Source organism: Roseateles saccharophilus, assembly GCF_031458095.1.
Lineage (GTDB): Bacteria > Pseudomonadota > Gammaproteobacteria > Burkholderiales > Burkholderiaceae_C > Pelomonas > Pelomonas saccharophila_A.
Map to the genome: position 1 here is coordinate 545,673 of NZ_JAVDXU010000002.1, position 17,795 is coordinate 563,467.

Consider the following 17,795-nt stretch of genomic DNA (forward strand, 5'->3'; position numbering starts at 1 on the left):
CCAAGCCCCGCAGGGCAGCCTGCGGGGCTTCTTCAGCGCTGACGCCCGGTCAGACCTTGGCCAGCAACGCGTCCCACTTGGCCTTGGCGGCCTTCTCGTGGCGGGCCTTCACATGGCCGTAGCCGCGGATGTCTTCCGGCACGCGGGCCAGCTCGACGGCGTTGGCCAGTGAGTCGGCGCTCAAGCCGGCCAGGGCCTTGTCGACACCGGCGCGGTAGTCGGCAATCCAGCGGCGCTCCATCTTGCGTTCCTCGGTGTGGCCGAAGATGTCGAAGGCCGTGCCGCGCAGGCCCTTCATCTTGGCCAGCAGGCCGAAGGCCGGACGCACCCAGCCGCCGAAGGGGCGCTTGACCAACTCGCCCTTGTTGTTCTTCTTGGCCAGCAGCGGCGGCGCGAGGTGGTGCACGAGCTTGTAGTCGCCCTCGAACATGCCGGCGATCTTGCTGGTGAAGGCCGTATCGGTGTGCAGGCGGGCGACCTCGTACTCGTCCTTGTAGGCCATCAGCTTGAACAGATAGCGGGCCACGGCCTCGGTCAGCGTGGTCTTGCTGCCGAGCTTGGCTTCGGCAGCACGCACCTTGTCGACGAAAGCCTTGTACTCGGCCGCATAGGCGGCGTTCTGGTAGCCCGTCAGGAAGTCGACGCGCTTGGCGACGATCTCGTCGACGCTCTGGCGCTTGACCAGCTGGATGACGGCCTGGGCCGCGTACAGCGACTGCACGGCCTTCAGGTCATGCGCGCAGCGGCGGCCCCATTCGAAGGCGGCCTTGTTGTTGTCGATCTGCACGCCGTTGAGCTCGATGGCGCGCATCAGCGCGTCATAGCTCAGCGGGATGCGGCCCTGCTGCCAGGCATAGCCCAGCATCAGCGGGTTGGTGTAGAGGGAATCGCCCAGCAGTTTGACGGCCACTTCCTCGGCATCGAAGGAACCCAGGTGGTCACGGCCCACCGCGTTGCCGACGGCCTGCTCGCAGGCGGCGCCGGGGAAGCTCCAGTTCGCGTCGTTGACCAGCGTCGCCGTCGGCGAGCCATGGGTGTTCAGCGCGACATAGGTGCGGCCCTCGCGCATGACGGCCAGCGTCGCCTTGTTGGCGGCGACGATGGCATCGCAGGCGATGACGAGGTCGGCCTCGGCCGTGCCGACCTTGGTGCAGTAGATGGCCTCCGGCGTGTCGGCGATCTGGATGTGGCTCCAGGTCGCGCCGCCCTTCTGGGCCAGGCCGGCGGCGTCCTGGGTGATGACACCCTTGCCTTCCAGGTGGGCGGCCATGCCCAGCAGCTGGCCGATGGTGATGACACCCGTGCCACCCACGCCGCCGACGACGATGCCCCAGGCCTCTGCGGCGTTCGGGATGACGGGCAGCGGCAACGGCGGCAGCGCCGCGTCGAAGGGGCTCTTGCGGGCGTCCTTCTTGGGCTTCTTCAGCTCGCCACCTTCGACGGTGACGAAGCTCGGGCAGAAGCCCTTCACGCAGGAGTAGTCCTTGTTGCAGGTGTTCTGGTTGATCTGGCGCTTGCGGCCGAAATCGGTCTCCAGCGGCTCGACCGACAGGCAGTTGGACTGGATGGAGCAGTCGCCGCAACCTTCGCAGACCAGCTCGTTGATGACGACGCGCTTGGCGGGATCGACCATCTTGCCGCGCTTGCGGCGGCGGCGCTTCTCGGTCGCGCAGGTCTGGTCGTAGATGATGGCCGTCGTGCCCGGGATCTCGCGGAACTGGCGCTGGATCTCGTCCAGCTCGTCGCGGTGGTGCACGGTGACCCCAGGAGCCAGGGCGACACCCTCATATTTCGCCGGCTCGTCGGTGACGATGACCAGCTTCTTGACGCCTTCCGAGATCACGCTGTTCATGATCTGGATGACGGTGTGGCCCTCGGGGCGCTCGCCCACGGTCTGGCCGCCGGTCATCGCGACGGCGTCGTTGTAGAGGATCTTGTAGGTGATGTTGACGCCCGCGGCGATGCTCTGGCGGATGGCCAGGCTGCCGCTGTGGAAATAGGTGCCGTCACCGAGGTTGGAGAAGATGTGCTTCTCGTCGGTGAAGGGCGCCTGGCCGACCCAGGGCACGCCCTCGCCGCCCATCTGCGTGAAGGTGGCCGTGTTGCGGCCGGGCATCCACGTGACCATGTAGTGGCAGCCGATGCCACCCACCGCACGCGAACCTTCCGGCACGCGCGTGCTGGTGTTGTGCGGGCAGCCCGAGCAGAACCAGGGCGTGCGGTCGGCGCCGCCGGCCGTCTGGGTCTCGGCCTTCAGCGCGTTTTCCTTGGCGTCGATGATGGCCAGGCGGGCATCCAGGCGGGCCACGATGTCGCTGTCCACGCCGAGCTTTTTCAGGCGCTTGGCGATGGCGCGGGCAATGATGGCCGGCGTCAGGTCGGCCTGGGGGCGCAGCAGCCAGTGGTCGCTGGGGTTGGGCACGCTCCACTCGCCGCCCTCGCCGCCATCTCCGGCGTCGAACTTGCCAAGCACATTGGGGCGCACGTCGGAGCGCCAGTTGTAGAGCTCCTCCTTGACCTGGTACTCGATGATCTGGCGCTTCTCTTCGACGACCAGGATCTCCTGGAGGCCCTTGGCGAACTCGCGCGCCACTTGGGCTTCGAGCGGCCACACCACGTTGACCTTGTGCAGGCGGATGCCGATGCGCCGGCAGGTGTCCTCGTCCAGGCCCAGGTCGTGCAGGGCCTGGCGGGTGTCGTTGAAGGCCTTGCCGCTGGTGATGATGCCGAAGCGGTCGTTCTTGCCTTCGATGACGTTGTAGTTCAGGCGGTTGGCACGGATGTAGGCCAGGGCCGCGTACCACTTGTAGTTCATCATCCGCGACTCCTGCTCGAGCGGCGGATCCGGCCAGCGGATGTGCAGGCCGCCCGGCGGCACGACGAAGTCCTCGGGCAGGATGATGTTGACGCGGTCGGGGTCGACGCTGACGGAGGCCGACGACTCGACGATCTCCTGGATGGTCTTCATGCCGGCCCACAGGCCCGAGAAGCGGCTCATCGCAAAGGCGTGCAGGCCCATGTCGAGGATGTCCTGCACGCTGCTCGGGAAGAAGGTCGGAAAGCCGACCGCCTTGAAGACGTGGTCGCTCTGGTGGGCCGCCGTCGAGCTCTTGGCGATGTGGTCGTCACCGGCAATGGCGATGACGCCGCCGTGCTTGGACGTGCCGGCCATGTTGGCGTGCTTGAAGACGTCGATGCAGCGGTCCACGCCCGGGCCCTTGCCGTACCAGAGACCGAAGACGCCGTCGAACTTGGCCTTCTCGGGGAAGAGGTCGAGCTGCTGCGTACCCCAGACGGCCGTCGCACCGAGTTCCTCGTTGACGCCCGGCTGGAAGACGATGTTCTGCTTTTCCAGGTGCTTCTTGGCCGCCCACAGCGCCTGGTCATAGGTGCCCAGCGGCGAGCCGCGGTAGCCGCTGATGAAGCCGGCGGTGTTCAGGCCGGCCATCGCATCGCGTGTGCGTTGCAGCATGGGCAGGCGCACCAGGGCTTGCACGCCGCTCATGAAGGCACGGCCGGAATCGAGGGCGTATTTGTCGTCGAGCGAGACGGTCTGAAGAGCCTTCAGCACGTGTTCGGGCAGCGGGGCGTTCATCGGTGGGAGCTCCTGGGTGGCGGCCCGGGGCGGCACGCCCTCGTGAGGCGGTCGCGCGGGTGATTTAGCCAAAAGGCCAGTATGGCCGGACCGGTCAGTGTAGGGAAATGGCAGCGAGCAGTGCTTTCTCATTTGCGCTCGAAATCGCGCCGATTGGCAATTTCCTTTCTCCAAGATGCAAAATCAGCGCGGATTGCATCGCCACTTCGCCGATCAGGGCAAACCATGAGCACCGAAGAAGCCACGCCGGAAGCCCTCGACCGCCACCACATCGCCATCCTGGCCGAGCTGCAGGCCGACGCCCGCCTGTCCAACGCCGAGCTGGCCCAGCGCATCGGCCTGTCGGCCGCGCCGACGTGGCGGCGCGTCAAGTGGCTGGAGGACCAGGGCTATATCACCGGCTACCGCGCCGAGATCGACCGCCGCAAGCTCGGCCTGGGCGTGCTGGCCTTCGTGCGAGTGGACGCCGAGCGCAGCGCGGGCGCGGCGACCAAGCCGCTGGAGGACGCCATCCGCCAGCTGCCCGAGGTCATCGCCTGCCACTACATCTCGGGCGCCGGCACCTTCGAGCTGCAGGTCATGGCCACCGACCTGGACGCCTTCTCGCGCTTCTCCATCGACACGCTGCTGAACCTGCCGAATGTGAAGGACATCCACACCAGCTTTTCGCTAGGTGAAGTGAAGGCAAGCGGTGTGTTGCCGCTGGGCCATCTCGACGCGAAGACGTGAACAGTCACCTCAACAGGCCGGCGCCCTTGCGCAGAATGCACAGCATCACCCGCGGGAGACGCCTTGGATATCGCACTCGTTTCATTGCTGGCCGTCGTGATGGGCCTGTGGGGCAGCCAGCGCAGCACCGAGCGCCGGCTGAAAGCGCTGCAGGCCGACCTGGCGCTGGTGCGGCAACATCTCGGCCTCATCAGTACCGAGCCCAGCGCCGCCGTGCGTGAGCTGGCGCGCGACCCCGAGCGACGCATCGACGCCATCCGGCTGTACCGGGAGCAGTCCGGCACCGAGTTGCGCGAAGCCAAGGCCATCGTCGACGCCCTCGCGGCCCAGCGCGACTGAGGCCTGCGTCAGAATCGAGCGATGCCCCTGGTCTACAAGATCGCCAGCACCGCGGCCGAGTTCGAGGCCATCCACGACCTCAACTACCGCACCTTCGTCGAAGAGATTCCGCAGCATCCGCCCAACCCGCAGCGCCGGCTGGTGGACCGTTTCCACGACGAGAACACCTATGCGATCGCGCTGGATGGCGACGAGCTCGTCGGCATGATCGCCGGCCGCGCGCGACGGCCCTTCTCGCTGGACGGCAAGCTGGCCAACCTGGACGCCCACCTGCCCACCCACCAGCGCGCCATGGAGGTGAGGCTGCTCGCGGTGGCGCCGGGCTGGCGCAAGGCCAGCGTGTTCGCCCGCCTCGCCGGCGTGCTGGGCCGCGAATTCCGCGACCAGGGCTGCGACCTCGCCGTCATCTCGGGCACGACGCGCGAACTCAAGCTCTATGCCCATCTCGGTTTCCAGCCCTTTGGCCCGCGCGTGGGCAGCGGCGACGCCGTCTACCAGCCGATGTGGCTGCGCCTGCCCGACTACGCCGAGCGCGTTGCCCATCTGGAGCTGAGCGCCGGCAACGAGGCCACGTCCTTCCTGCCCGGCCCCGTCTCCCTGTCGGCGGCGGTGCGGGGGGCCTGGAGCAGTGAGCCCGTGTCGCACCGTTCGTCCGAGCACCTGCGGCGCGTGCAGCGCATCAGCGAACGCCTGCAGGCCTTGACCGGTTGCGCCGGCGCCCTGCTGCTGCCCGGCGGCGGCACCCTGGCCAATGATGCGGTCGCGGGGCAGATCCGCCAACGCGGCGGCGCGGGTCTGGTCATCACGAATGGCGAGTTCGGCGAGCGCCTGGCCGACCATGCGCGGCGCTGGCAGCTGCCGCACCAGACCCTGTCGCTGGCCTGGGGCGAGCCCATCGACGCGCAGCGCCTGCGCATCCTCCTCGCGGAGCAGCGGCCAGCCTGGGTATGGGCCGCCGCCTGCGAGACCTCGACCGGCATGCGCAATGCCCCCGAGCTGTTGCGCGAGGCCTGCGCCGAAGTGGGCGCGGCCCTTTGCCTGGACGCCGTCAGCGCGCTGGGCCTGCAGCCGCTGGACCTGAAGGGCGTCTGGCTGGCCAGCGGCGTCAGCGGCAAGGCCCTGGGCAGCTATCCCGGCCTCGCCCTGGTGCTGCACGACGGCTCGCTCGCTCCCGCGGGCGCATTGCCCGCCGCCCTTGACCTGGGCGCCATCGTCCAGGCCGGCGGCGTCGCGTCCACGCAGAGCTCGAACGCCGTGGCCGCGCTGGAAGCGGCCCTGGAGCTGAACTGGCCGGCGCATTGGCAGGCCACGCAGGCGGCGGATGCCCAACTGCGTGAAGCCTTCGACGCCATGGGCCTGCCCGCCGCGGTAGCCACGCCCGACGCCCAGCCCGGCGTCATCACCCTGGCCCTGCCTTCCGGCGTCGATGCCCAGCGCCTGGGCCAGCGCCTCGCCCGCCTGGGCTGCCGCATCGCCTGGCAGAGCGCGTACCTGCGCGAGCGCAACTGGGTGCAGGTCTGCCTGATGGGCGCCTGGCGGCCCGCGGCCGTGGAGGTGCTGCCAGCGCTGCTGCGGCGTTACGCTGGCTTGGCGGATTAGGGCCGCGCGTGAACAAGCCGCGCCGCGACAGACCGAAGGTCACAGTTCGCCACGCGCAGCCGCGGTAGGCTAGGACCATGGCGATGTCGCATTTCCGTCGACTCGGCGAACTCTGGCTGGGCAGCGATCCCGCCCAGCGACTGCGGCTGCGCCAGAACCTGCTCGCCGTGGCCCTGATGGGCATCAGCGTCGCGATGCTGCACTACGCGGTGCATATCGACGGCCGGCCCGCAGGCCCCTGGCTGTGGCCGTGGACGGTGATGTCACTGGGCGGCCTCGCCCTGGTCTACGCCGCCATCCGCAGCGGCTGGTCGCTGCGCTTTGCCGACCCCTCGCTGACCCGCGAGCAGATCGCCTTTGCCATTGCCGCAGCCGCCCTGGCCTATGCCCAGGCCGGCGCGCTGCGCGGCGCCTGTTTCCCGGCACTGATGCTGACGCTGATGTTCGGCATGTTCCAGCTGCGCACGCGCAATGCCCATGCGATGGGCGTTTACGCGCTGCTCGTGTTCGGCCTCGTCATGGGCGTCATGGCCTGGGTGGATCCGATGCACTACCCCCCGGCGGTGGAGCTCGGCCATTTCATGATGCTGGCTTGTGTGCTGCCCGCCGGCGCAGTGCTGACGACCCGGCTGGGCCATATCCGCCGCCGCCTGTCGGACCAGCGCAAGGAGCTGGAGCGCACCCTCGCCCAGCTGCAGGCCATCGCCACCCGCGACGAGCTGACCGGCCTGCCCAACCGCCGCCAGATGCAGGCCCTGATGGACCAGGAGCTGCTGCGCTCGCTGCGCCACCATCACGACTTCTGCATCGCCATCGTCGACCTCGACCACTTCAAGCGCGTCAACGACGAGCACGGCCATGCCGCGGGCGACACTGTGCTGCGCGCCTTCGCCCAGGGTGGCCAGACGGCCCTGCGTGGCACCGATGTGCTGGCGCGCTGGGGCGGCGAGGAGTTCCTCGTGCTGCTGCCCGAAACCGCCATGCCCCCCGCTGTGGCCGGCATGGAGAGGCTGCGCCAGCAGACCGCCGCCCTGCGCATCGCCATCGATGGCGGCACGCAGGTGGCGATCACGGTCTCCATCGGCCTGACCGGGCATAGGCGCGGCGACACCCTGGCCCAGACCCTGGAACGCGCCGACCAGCTGCTCTACAAGGCCAAGGCCGAGGGGCGCAACCGCACCTGTATTGACTGAAGCCCCTCGTCCAAGGATTCCCTTGGCCGGGACCGCGCTGCAGCCAGCGGCCGCAGCGCTTCGGCAGGCACAGGCCGCCCACCGGGCGCCCTGTGTCCGGCCTCAGCCCCCGAGGGGACGCCGATGCTTGCCGGATCGACCGGCAAGCACTTCGCCCTAGGCGGGCCGGCTAGGGAGCGGCCCGGCGCTCGGCCCGCGGATACGCACCACGTCAGCGAGCGGCAATCCGCAGGTGCTCGCACCGTCCCATGCGGGCGCCGCGCTTGACCTCGTCGACGAACTCAGCCGGGAAGCTGACCTCCGTCGAGTTGCCATGCTTGCAGACGAAGGCCTTCTTCAGATCGACGTACCAGCTCATCGGGTAGCCGGGAATGCCGCCGACGATCTCGTTGCCGGCCGCATTCATCGAACCGGGGCCGTCCAGGCCGTAGCGATAGGCCTCGGCCACGCCCTGGGTGCGGAAGAAGTCGGCCAGCTGGATCCAGCCGATGTCCTCCAGCCACATGACGCCGCGCAGCCCGCTGAACCAGAGGCCGGCCGAGCCGATCATGACCTTGCCGTCGTCGCTGATGTCGGCCACCTGCACCGGGATGGGCCCGAACTGCTGCTGGATGGCCGCGGCGCCTTCGGTCTCGCAGCTGATGTCCAGGCCCAGCAGCGGCATGTCCACGCACCACTGCATCTGCTTGAACTTCGTGAAGGCGCTGGACTTGCTGCCCTTGTTGGCATTCCAGAACACGACGCCGTCCTTCTCGGTGTTCAGGGCCACGCGGCCCGCGTCGGGCGTCATCGCATAGCCGTCCACCGCGCCGACCGCCTTGTAGAGGTCGACGGGCCTGCCCTCGTCGATCCAGGCATAGGCCTTCATGAAGTTGCTGTTGCCCAGCACGACACGGCCATCGGCCGAGACCGCGTGCGCCCGGTGCCAGGGTTCGGTCGTCAGGTCGATGCCCTCCAGGCTCAATGCCCGCATGCCGCGGCCTGCCGTCCAGATGAAGGGGATGATCTCGCCGCCAATCGTGCTGTCGCCCGACCAGCCGCCCTCGCAACTGCCGTCGCCGTTGCGGTCCACATAGGCCGTGCCGACCGCCGTGCGACCGGTCGAATCCAGCGCCCAGCCATAGCTGCTCGAGTAGCCGATCTGGCTGCTGCCGCCGCAGCGGTCGCGGTTGAGGCTGCCCAGGTCGGTCAGGCCGCCGGTGCGGGTGTCCCAGATCGTGGCCGAGTTGGTCTTCATCGGCAGGCCCTCCCAGTCGGCACCAATGACGCGGCCGTCCAGGTCGGCTTGCACGATGAGCTTGCGGCCGTCCCGCGTGATGCTGGTGTTGACGCCAACGACACCATCCGGCGCCCAGGTCACGCCGTTCTTGGCGTCCCAGACGAAAGGCTTGTTGTCGATCCAGCCCGCCGCGCGCTCGCCGTCCTTGGACATGCTGCCCAGGAAACCATAGACGACCGGGGTGTACTGCACGCCATCCTTGTAGCCGTTGAAGTAGAAGTTGGCCGTCTTGGTCACGCCCGCTTCGGCCGTGATGGCGCTGGTCGAGCAGGCGCGGTCGTTGGCCGCATTGGACTGCTCATTGCTGTTCCAGTACTCGGCCTCCGACACCAGGGCCGTCGGCGTCGTCGGATAGCCGCCAGCGACGATCTCCTCCAGGTAGAGCAGGTATTTCTGCCCCGGCTTCAGGTTGTTGATGCGAAAGCGCCCGTCGGGGCCGACCAGGCCCTGCGTCTTGTCGCCGCTCATCGCCGAGATCGCGTCGCCCAGCGGGTCGGCGATATTGCGCGCGACGATGTTGATGCCGCCATAGGGCGTGCGGCCGTCCTTCAGGAACAGCGTGCCGGCGATGGAGCCGCGCGTCTTGGCATACGTCGCGCTCGGGTAGAGGTCGGAGATGCCCGCCATGTCGTCGCTGCGGTCCACCGTGCTCTGCTCGTAGCCGGCGTTGCGGCCGTTGGCGTCGGGGAAGGTCGGGTCGATGAAGGGGAACATCGTCTCGATGTATTTCGGATCAATCTTCTTCGCCGACGGGTCTTCGTCGCGCCAGGAATGCAGGGCCGGCACGCAACCCGGCACGCCCGGATAGGCCTCGTAATAGCCCGGATGGCTGAAATAGGCCATGGTGCCGTTGACCTGCGAATGCGACAGGTTGATGGCATGGCCGAACTCATGCGTGAACACGCCGGCGATGCGCTTGCCGTCGACGTCGGGCGGCGGCATCCAGGGCTGGTCGGCCGGCACGGGCTCGTGCGGCACGACATAGCCGTTCATGACGGCCGTGGCCTTGACGATGGTCTCGGGGTAGCCGTCGCCGTCGCGGTCCTCGGCGATTTCGGCGAAGGCGATGCCCAGCACCTGGTCCTTGGGCACGCCGAAATACTCCTCGATGACCTGGCCGTTCTGGTCGTAGATGACGTAGATGCCACCCTCCAGCGGCTGGCCGTAGACGCGCTTGGCGGTGTCGCCGTCCTTCACGTCCACGCCCACGCCGGCGACCTGGCTGAACTTCTTGAACCTGGCCGGATCGGTGACAGCCTTCCAGGTCGAGGTCGGCACATCGCTCCACTGCTTCAGGGCGAAGGCGGTGATCTTGTCAGCCTGGGCATTGCTGAGGAAGACCGAGCCGTCGTCGCGATAGGTCAGCGGCCCGATGTCGGTATAGACCTGGATGGGCTTGCTCGTGTCCCAGCGCATGGGCTGCGGGTTGCGCGGATGCTCGGTCAGCTGCAGCGGGCCGGCGGCCTGGGCCAGCGAGGCGGCCGCCAGCAGCGCGGCGGCGAGCGGGAATTTGCAGAAGCAGGTGTTCATCAGCGCATCACTCCCTTGGCAATCCAGTCCTCGCGCACCGCACGCTTGACCAGCTGGTTCAGCACGCCGCCGTCCACCGCGCCGCCGTTGCGGGTCAGCATCTCGGCCTCCAGGGGGCTCAGCACCGCCGGGTCCACACTCATGCCCTGGAACAGGCCGCGGTTGTCGAAGGCGTTGGCCAGCTTGGCGCCGCTGCCGGTCAGCTTGCCCTGGGCCAGGCCCACCGGGCTGGTCAGGCCCGTGCGGGCCGAGGGCTTGTTCATGAAGACGGTGACCTTCTCGCCGACGGTCCAGGTCGGCAGGCCTTCGATGCGCGTGGCCAGCAGGTAGCGGCCGTCGGCCATGCGGCGGTTCTTCAGCAGGCCGTATTGGCGGAAGCGATAGGCGCTGTCGGCCGCCAACTCGCGCTTGACGCTGCCCTTGACCTTCAGCGTCACCTCGGTGAAGGGCACGCCGCGGTCCAGCCCATCGCTGACCTTGGCGACATCGCCGCTGACGATGAGGTCGGCGGCGTGGATCATCTGCTTGAGGTTCTGATGCACGAGCTGGGTCGCGTGGGCGGCAGGCAGCAGCGCGGCCAGCCCTGCCAGCAGGGCCAGGCGGCGCAGCGCGGAGAAGGAATCTCGGTTCATGGCGGAATGCGTTGGGGTTGCGGGCGGACAGGGCTCCGCCAGCCCTGGGCCCGCGCTCATGCCGCCGGCCCGGGCTCGAGGTCGTCCTGTCCGGGGTGAGCTCACTTTGCGGCGCCCTCCCGGGCCCGCCCATCCCCCGCGGCGGGGGACCCGCGAGCGCGGGGAGCAGAAACCCGGCGCGGGGAATCCCTCAGCCCGCCACGCCGATGACGCCCAAGGCCCGCGCCCGTGTCACCGCATGCTTGCGTGAGCCCGCTTCGAGCTTGGCGTAGATCTTCTTCAGGTGGGACTTGATGGTCTCGTCGCTGACGGCCAGGGCCGTCGCGATCTCCTTGTTGGCATAGCCGCGCGCCACCAGCACCAGCACCTCGCGCTCCTTGGGGCTGAGCAGGCGTTCGGCCGCCGTCGCGCCGGCCTTCGCCGGCATCGGGCCGCGGCGCAGGGCCGTCGGCGTCTGGCTCAGGCGCATGCGCTCGGCCTCGCCGTCCTTCAGGGCCAGGGCCTGGCGCGCATGGCCATAGGCGCGGGTCATGTCGCCCACGGCAGCCCAGTCCTCGGCCAGGGCCACATGCAGGGAGGCCGGCGCCTTCCAGCCCGCGATCTTCAGCCCCTCGGCCAACGTCGCCTCGCCGTGGTGCAGGGCGGCGTTGGGCAGGCTCATGCCCGGCGGTGGCGGCAGATGCGGGTGGCGGCGATGCATCTCCGTCAGCGCCTCCTGCACGCCGGCAGCCAGGGCATTGAAGCCATGCTGGGTGATGAGCTGCTCGGCCTCGGCCAGGGCCTGCCGGGCCGCCTCGATCTGACCCGCGGCCGACAGGGCCCGCGCCAGTCCCAGCAGATTGACCGTCAGGTTGTCGGTCGAGCGTGCCGCGCGGTACATGGCGATGGCCTCGGCCATGGGCCCGACGGCCTCGACGCCGCGGCCCAGGGCCAGCAGGGTCTGGGCCAGCTCGGCGCAGGCATTGGCTTTGTTGATGCCGGGCGGCACGCTGGCCAACGAGGCCAGCGCATCGCCCAGCAACACCAGGGCCTCGTCCAGCCGGCCGATCTCCTTGAGCAGGGCGCCCAGCCGCGTCTCGCAGGCACCGATCAGTGCCGGCCAGCCGGCGGCGCGCGACTCCAGCGTGGCCTGGTCATAGCAGGCGGCAGCGCGGTCGAACTCGCCGAGGCCCTGCAGGGCGGTGCCGGCATTGATGGTGCAGACCAGGGCGTGGCGCAGCAGCCCCCAGTGGCGGGCCGCGTCGGCCGCGCGCAGGAAGAGCTCGGCCGCACGCGCCGGATCGCGGCGCGACAGCGGCAGGGCTTGAGCCGCGTCGGCAAAGGCCGCGGCGGCGGGATCGGTGACGGGCGCGTCCGCATCCGTGGGACTGGCGAAGCTGCGCTCATAGGCCAGCCAGGCCAGGGCGAGGGCCTGGCGGCGTGGGTCGGCGCCACGCGCATGGCAAGCCGCGGCCCGGGCATACGCGTCCAGCTCGCGCTCGCGCTGGCCGCGCGCCTTGGCCACGCCGGCCTCGGCCAGCAGGGCGTCGCCCTCGAGAGCCGGGTCGCCGCGGCGTGCCTCGGCCAGCAGGCCTTCGGCCGCGTCGAAGCGGCCTTGCAGGGCGGCGATCTCGCAGCGCGTCAGCGCCACGCGGGCCTGCAGCGCCGGTGCCAGGCCGGCCCCGGCCTGCTCGCACAGGGCCAGGGCGCGAGTGCTGTCGCGCTGGCGCAGCTGCCAGGCCAGCTCGACCAGTGCCGCGGCCTCTCCCGACGCGGCGGCAGCTTCGAGACCGGCCAGGGCGCTGGCGGGAACCAGGAATTCCATGCAAAAAATTGTAGAAGCCCGTTCTGCCTAGACTGGCCCCATGCAAGCCGCCCTGCCCCTGCGCCATTTCCTGCTCGCCCTCGCCGTCGTCGCCATCTGGGGCAGCAATTTCGTCGTCATCAAATACGCCCTGCATACGCTGCCGCCGATGACGCTGGCCGCGCTGCGCTTCGGCTTCGCCTTCGTGCCGGCCTGCTTCTTCCTGCGCCGGCCCGAGGTGGGCTGGCGCAATCTGGGCGGCTATGGCGTCCTCATCGGCGTGGGCCAGTTCGGCCTGCTGTATCTGGCCATGCGCAGCCAGATCTCGCCGGGCCTGGCCTCGCTGGTCGTGCAGACGCAAGTCTTCTTCACGCTGCTGCTGGCCGTCAGCCTGCGCGGCGAGCGGGTGCTGGCGACGACCTGGCTTGGTTTGCTGCTGGCGGCCGGCGGCGTCATCGTCATCGCCTCGCACACCGACGGCACGACGACGGCCCTGGGTCTGGCCATGGTGCTGGCGGCCGCCCTGTCCTGGGCCTGTGCCAACCTGCTGACCCAGCGCGCGGGCCGCATCGACATGCTGGCCTATGTGGTCTGGAGCAGCGCCTTCGCGGTGCCGCCGCTGATCGCCCTGGCCCTGCTGGTCGACGGGCCGGAACAGGTGGCTGCTGGCCTGGCCGCTTCCGACCTCGGCACCTGGGCGGCGGTGCTGTGGCAGTCGGTCGGCAACACCCTGTTCGGCTATGGCGTCTGGAGCTGGCTGCTGGCCCGTCATCCGGCCGGGCGCATCGTGCCCATGGCCCTGCTGGTGCCGGTGTTCGGCATGGGTTCGGCGGCGGCGCTGCTGGGCGAAGCCCTGCCGGCCTGGAAGCTGATCGCCGCCGCCCTGGTGATGGCCGGTCTGGCGATCAACCTGTTCGGACCGCGGCTTTTGCCGGCCAGGTCCGCAGCGGCGAAGTCCTAAGCTTGGGGCCCATGAAGCGCCGTGCCGTCCTGCTGACCCTGCTGCCGCCATCGGTCCTGGCGGCACCGCCGCCGGTCGCCTTCGTCGTCGAGTTGCGCTGGGTGGACAGCAACCTGCCGCCCGCCGCCCAGGCCGGCGTCCGCGACGGCGCAGTCGTCGTCGGCACCGCGGGCACGGTGTCGCCCCGCGGTCCCGGCGTCGTCACGTCGACGGCGCAAGCCCTTCCCCAGACGGTCCAGCGCATGCTGGTGCAGAACGGCCAGCGCGCCGCCCTGCGGCTGACGACGCGCGAGCCCCTGCAATGGGTGGACGCCGTCGTCCAGCTCGACCCCGCCACCCGCACGCCGCAGCGCGTCTATGCCAGCCCGCGCAGCGGTGAGCGGCGCACGACGCAGAGCTTTGCCGTGACGCCGACCTGGCCCGGCGGCAAGGCCCTGGTGCGCGTCGAGTTCGACATCGACCTCGACGACCAGGCCCTGCAGTCGACGCTGCAACTGCCGCTGGAGCGCTGGCAGACCGTCGCCCGCAGCGGCGGCGCCACCACGCAGCCGGCGCCGCGCGGCACGTTCAGCAGCCGCGACGCGGCCGGCCAGCCGGAGCGCGAACTGCAGTTGCGGGTCTCGATTCAGCCCTGAGCCGCAGCCACGGCACCGTTGATCTGCGGATAGGGCGCGGCACCCTCGAACAGCTCGCTGCCGGCACCTTCGGCCAGAAAACCCACGGCCGCCCGCTGCGCCCGCCCCCAGGCCGCCTCGGCAATGGCGCTGCCGGCCGAGATGCGGCGCACGCCCAGGCGCTGCAACTCGGTCAGGCTGGGCAGGGTCGGTCGCGCCATCACGTTCAGCGGCAGCGGCTGACCGCCCACCAGGGCCTCGATATCGGCGACGGCCGTCACGCCGGCGGCGAACAGGCCGTCGGCGCCGGCGGCCGCGTAGTCGCGTGCCCGCAGCAGCACTTCGTCGACCGCCCGGCCGGGCGCCAGGTTCTTCAGCCAGACGTCGCAGCGGGCGTTGATGAAGATGTCGAGCCCCGCCCTGGCGGCGGCCGTCTTGATGGCCTCGATCTTGCGGCACAGCAGGGCGGGCGCACCGGCGCCGTCCTCGATGTTGATGCCGGCCACGCCGGCCGCGGCGAACTTCATGATGTTGTCGGCCACCGTGGTCGGGTCGTCGCTGTAGCCGGCTTCGCTGTCGGCCGACAGCGGCACGCGGGCGATGCGCGCTATGCGGCGCAGCGCGTCGGCATGCTCGTCGATGGGCAGGTGGTTGCCATCCGGGTAGCCCAGGGCCCAGGCCAGGCCGGCGCTGGTGGTGGCCAGGGCGGGCACGCCCTGCGCCTGCACGAGGACGGCGCTGCCGGCGTCCCAGACGTTGGCGATCTTCAGGAGCTCGGGGCCCTGGTGGAGCTGGCGGAAGTTCATGGCGTTGCAGAGGTTGGCGAGATAGATTGGCGATGCTGCCCGGGCCAGCTGCCAGGGGTTGGCAGCAATGCGGTGGACCGGTACATCAAGTAACAGGCGCTGCCGGCGTCGCAATGTGCCAAGTCTTGCGCGTTTATGTTCACGTCTTGCGTGTAACGTCAATCCTTTGCAGAACTTCCCGCCTCTTCGCCCATGAAGCTTGCCCTGATCGCCCATGACGGCAAGAAGGACGCCATGATCGCCCTGGCTGGCGACTTCCTGCCGCTGCTGCGGCGCTGCCAGCTGATGGCCACCGGCACGACAGGCACCCGGCTTCATGCAGCCCATGGCCTCACCATCGAGCGCATGCTCAGCGGCCCGATGGGGGGCGACCTGCAGATCGGCGCCCGCCTGGCGGTGGGCGACCTGGACGGCGTCATCTTCCTGCGCGACCCCATGACGCCCCAGCCCCATGAACCCGACATCAACGCCCTGGTGCGCGCCTGCGACGTGCACGACGTGCCTTGCGCCACCAATGTGGCCACGGCGCGGCTGCTGCTGACGCGCTGGAGCGCTGAATGACCCTGCAGGGGCAGCCCCAGGCATGAGCGGCATGCAGCGGCCCATCAGCAGGTGGTCGCGGCGGCTGCGCATCCGCACCCGCCTGGGCCTGGCCTTCGGGTTGCTGCTGCTGCTGCTGATGGGCCTGGCGGCCCTGTCGGTATACCGCCTGACCGGGCTGTCGGAAGCCCTGAACCGCATCGTCGATGACCAGGCCGTCATCCGCGACTCGGTCAACGAGATCAACCGCAACGCCGAGGCCGTCGCGCGCAAGCTGCTGGTGCTGATGAGCCCCGACGCCGAGTTGCGCGTGGCCGCCTACCCCGAGATCAACTCCGCCAACAACCGGCTCGACGACGCCATGCAGCGCCTGGCCATGGTGCTGCCCGCTGGCCCGCGCACCGAGAGACTGGCCGACGTGCGCCAGCGCCTGGCCGACTACCGCACCAGCTATGTCGACGTGCGTGGCCTCATCGAGCGCGACGATTTCCAGGCCGCCCGCGCCCTGCTGGGCAGCGACACCGAATCGGCCCTGTCCCTGTTCGTCAGCGCCATCCACCAGCTGGCGGCCAGCGAGGAGCGCGCCGGCACGGCCCAGGCCCGCGAGCTGCGCGACCAGATCGACGCCGACCGCACCGGCGTGCTGGCCCTGTGCATAGGCGCCCTGATTGCCGGCGCCCTGCTGGCCGTGGGCGTCACTCGTTCCATCATCAACCCGCTGAAGCAGGCCGAGGACGGCGCCGAACTGATCGCCCAGGGCCAGTACGGCCACCGCATCACCGTGGACTCGGCCGACGAGCTCGGCCATATGGCCGCCGCCATGAACACCATGGCGGCGGCCGTCGGCGAGCGCGAGGCCGAGCTGCGCCGCCTGGCCGACGTCGACCTGCTGACCGGCCTGCCCCAGCGCGCCCGCTTCATCGCCGACGGCGACCGCCTGCTGGCCAGCCTGCCCGAGCGCGAGCAGCAGGCCGTGCTGATCTGCATCGACGTCGACCGCCTCAAGGCCGTCAACAGCGTGCTGGGCTTCGATGCCGGCGACGCTCTGCTGAGGGGCGCCGCCGCCAAGCTGGAAGGCCTGTTCGAGGGTGTGGCCGCCTACGGCCGCCTGGCCGGCGGCACCTTCGCCGCCCTGGCGCCCGTGGCCCAGCTGGACCATGGCGCGGCGCTGGCCGCCCAGTTGCGCGAGGAGGTCGAGCACAAGCTGAGCTGGCAGGGTCAGTCCCTGGACCTGTCGGTATCCCTGGGTGTGGCCCACTGGCCCGAGCATGCGGCCGACACCGAGGCCCTGCTGCGCCGCGCCGAGCAGGCCATGTTCGAGGCCAAGCGGCTGCGCCAGGACGTCGCCGTCTTCAACCCCAGCGCCGAGGCCGCCCGCGCCCTGCACCTGAGCCTGCTGTCCGACCTGGCCACCGCCATCCAGCAGGACCAGCTGCGCCAGTTCCTGCAGCCCAAGCGCTGCCTGAAGACCGGCCGCATCACCGGCGCCGAGGCCCTGGTGCGCTGGCAGCATCCGCAGCGCGGCTGGCTGCCGCCGGGCGACTTCGTGCCCTTTGCCGAGCGCAGCGGCCGCATCCGCCAGATCACCGACTGGATGCTGGCCCGCGCGGTGCGCACCCTGGCTGCATGGGAGGTCGAGGGCCGCGAGCCGATGAGCATCGCCGTCAACATCTCGACGCTGGACATCCAGGACCAGACCCTGCCGGCCCGCCTGGCCGCCCTGCTGGCCGAATACCGCGTCGACCCGGGCCAGCTGCAGCTGGAGGTGACCGAGACCGGCCTGATGTCCAGCGGCACCGACCCCATCGCCGTGCTGAATGCGCTGAAGGCCTGGGGCGTGAAGCTGGCCATCGACGACTTCGGCACCGGCCAGTCGTCGCTGGCCTATCTGCAGCACCTGCCGGTGGACGAGCTCAAAATCGACCGCAGCTTCGTGCAGGACGTCAACGCCGACCCGCGCCGCCAGGCCCTGCTGAAATCCATCGTCGGCGTCGGCCAGGGCCTGGGCCTGACGGTGACGGCCGAGGGCGTGGAGAACCAGGCCGAACTGGACTGCATCGCCGCCTGCGGCTGCGACCTCATCCAGGGCTATCTGCTGGCCAAACCCATGGACCTGCCGGACTTCCAGACCTGGCTGGGCCGGACAGGCTAAAATGCGCGCTTTTCGTCGCTGTTTTTGCGTTTCGCCCCTGCTG

At 69.8% G+C, this 17,795-nt stretch carries 13 protein-coding genes; 8 read left to right on the forward strand and 5 right to left on the reverse strand.

Annotated elements, in window-relative coordinates:
• Positions 1-49: 49 nt before the first annotated feature.
• Complete coding sequence (locus tag J2X20_RS15150) at positions 50-3,595, reverse strand: indolepyruvate ferredoxin oxidoreductase family protein (protein ID WP_310266195.1); 3,546 nt, start codon at positions 3,593-3,595, stop codon at positions 50-52.
• A 225-nt stretch (positions 3,596-3,820) separates the two neighbouring features.
• On the opposite strand from J2X20_RS15150, the gene J2X20_RS15155 reads away from it, so the two are divergent.
• The 4 genes from J2X20_RS15155 to J2X20_RS15170 all read left to right on the forward strand — a co-directional run bounded on the left by J2X20_RS15155 (position 3,821) and on the right by J2X20_RS15170 (position 7,455).
• Positions 3,821-4,324, forward strand: a complete 504-nt coding sequence (locus J2X20_RS15155; RefSeq protein WP_310266199.1) for an Lrp/AsnC family transcriptional regulator — start codon at positions 3,821-3,823, stop codon at positions 4,322-4,324.
• A gap of 63 nt (positions 4,325-4,387) precedes the next feature.
• Positions 4,388-4,663, forward strand: a complete 276-nt coding sequence (locus J2X20_RS15160) for a hypothetical protein (protein WP_310266201.1) — start codon at positions 4,388-4,390, stop codon at positions 4,661-4,663.
• Positions 4,664-4,684: 21 nt separating this feature from the next.
• Positions 4,685-6,262, forward strand: coding sequence for a GNAT family N-acetyltransferase (locus J2X20_RS15165; protein WP_310266204.1), 1,578 nt, complete (start codon positions 4,685-4,687; stop codon positions 6,260-6,262).
• 77 nt (positions 6,263-6,339) lie between these two features.
• Positions 6,340-7,455: a diguanylate cyclase gene (locus J2X20_RS15170; RefSeq protein ID WP_310266207.1), complete on the forward strand. Its 1,116-nt coding sequence runs from the start codon at positions 6,340-6,342 to the stop codon at positions 7,453-7,455.
• A 211-nt stretch (positions 7,456-7,666) separates the two neighbouring features.
• On the opposite strand, the gene J2X20_RS15175 is transcribed toward J2X20_RS15170, so the two are convergent.
• The 3 genes from J2X20_RS15175 to J2X20_RS15185 all read right to left on the reverse strand — a co-directional run bounded on the left by J2X20_RS15175 (position 7,667) and on the right by J2X20_RS15185 (position 12,700).
• Positions 7,667-10,264, reverse strand: coding sequence for a hypothetical protein (locus tag J2X20_RS15175; protein ID WP_310266209.1), 2,598 nt, complete (start codon positions 10,262-10,264; stop codon positions 7,667-7,669).
• Positions 10,264-10,896 (reverse strand): hypothetical protein, encoded by a 633-nt coding sequence (locus tag J2X20_RS15180; RefSeq protein WP_310266211.1) that lies wholly within the window; start codon positions 10,894-10,896, stop codon positions 10,264-10,266. Before J2X20_RS15180 ends, J2X20_RS15175 begins: the two co-directional genes overlap by 1 nt.
• Positions 10,897-11,086: 190 nt before the next feature.
• Positions 11,087-12,700 (reverse strand): helix-turn-helix transcriptional regulator, encoded by a 1,614-nt coding sequence (locus tag J2X20_RS15185; RefSeq protein WP_310266214.1) that lies wholly within the window; start codon positions 12,698-12,700, stop codon positions 11,087-11,089.
• A gap of 40 nt (positions 12,701-12,740) precedes the next feature.
• On the opposite strand from J2X20_RS15185, the gene J2X20_RS15190 reads away from it, so the two are divergent.
• Positions 12,741-13,640: an EamA family transporter gene (locus J2X20_RS15190; RefSeq protein WP_476453986.1), complete on the forward strand. Its 900-nt coding sequence runs from the start codon at positions 12,741-12,743 to the stop codon at positions 13,638-13,640.
• 11 nt (positions 13,641-13,651) lie between these two features.
• On the forward strand, positions 13,652-14,275 hold the full coding sequence (locus J2X20_RS15195; RefSeq protein ID WP_310266216.1) for a hypothetical protein: 624 nt from the start codon (positions 13,652-13,654) through the stop codon (positions 14,273-14,275).
• Here J2X20_RS15195 and J2X20_RS15200 read toward each other — a convergent pair.
• On the reverse strand, positions 14,266-15,060 hold the full coding sequence (locus tag J2X20_RS15200; RefSeq protein ID WP_310266217.1) for an isocitrate lyase/PEP mutase family protein: 795 nt from the start codon (positions 15,058-15,060) through the stop codon (positions 14,266-14,268). The genes J2X20_RS15195 and J2X20_RS15200 overlap by 10 nt on opposite strands.
• 192 nt (positions 15,061-15,252) lie before the next feature.
• Here J2X20_RS15200 and J2X20_RS15205 point away from each other — a divergent pair, with 192 nt between their 5' ends.
• A complete protein-coding gene (locus J2X20_RS15205; RefSeq protein ID WP_310266220.1) occupies positions 15,253-15,621 on the forward strand; it encodes a methylglyoxal synthase in 369 nt (122 codons plus the stop codon).
• 22 nt (positions 15,622-15,643) lie between these two features.
• Entirely contained in the window at positions 15,644-17,752 is a 2,109-nt protein-coding gene (locus J2X20_RS15210) for a putative bifunctional diguanylate cyclase/phosphodiesterase (RefSeq protein ID WP_310266223.1), read from the forward strand.
• Positions 17,753-17,795 lie beyond the last annotated feature (43 nt).

Bases quoted from the DNA above. Each gene is read 5' to 3' on its own strand.
- J2X20_RS15185 (WP_310266214.1), bottom strand. From the start codon at position 12,700: ATGGAATTCCTGGTTCCCGCCAGCGCCCTGGCCGGTCTCGAAGCTGCC.
- J2X20_RS15210 (WP_310266223.1), top strand. From the start codon at position 15,644: ATGAGCGGCATGCAGCGGCCCATCAGCAGGTGGTCGCGGCGGCTGCGC.
- J2X20_RS15205 (WP_310266220.1), top strand. From the start codon at position 15,253: ATGAAGCTTGCCCTGATCGCCCATGACGGCAAGAAGGACGCCATGATC.
- J2X20_RS15175 (WP_310266209.1), bottom strand. From the start codon at position 10,264: ATGAACACCTGCTTCTGCAAATTCCCGCTCGCCGCCGCGCTGCTGGCG.
- J2X20_RS15170 (WP_310266207.1), top strand. From the start codon at position 6,340: ATGGCGATGTCGCATTTCCGTCGACTCGGCGAACTCTGGCTGGGCAGC.
- J2X20_RS15190 (WP_476453986.1), top strand. From the start codon at position 12,741: ATGCAAGCCGCCCTGCCCCTGCGCCATTTCCTGCTCGCCCTCGCCGTC.
- J2X20_RS15150 (WP_310266195.1), bottom strand. From the start codon at position 3,595: ATGAACGCCCCGCTGCCCGAACACGTGCTGAAGGCTCTTCAGACCGTC.
- J2X20_RS15200 (WP_310266217.1), bottom strand. From the start codon at position 15,060: ATGAACTTCCGCCAGCTCCACCAGGGCCCCGAGCTCCTGAAGATCGCC.
- J2X20_RS15165 (WP_310266204.1), top strand. From the start codon at position 4,685: ATGCCCCTGGTCTACAAGATCGCCAGCACCGCGGCCGAGTTCGAGGCC.
- J2X20_RS15180 (WP_310266211.1), bottom strand. From the start codon at position 10,896: ATGAACCGAGATTCCTTCTCCGCGCTGCGCCGCCTGGCCCTGCTGGCA.
- J2X20_RS15195 (WP_310266216.1), top strand. From the start codon at position 13,652: ATGAAGCGCCGTGCCGTCCTGCTGACCCTGCTGCCGCCATCGGTCCTG.
- J2X20_RS15155 (WP_310266199.1), top strand. From the start codon at position 3,821: ATGAGCACCGAAGAAGCCACGCCGGAAGCCCTCGACCGCCACCACATC.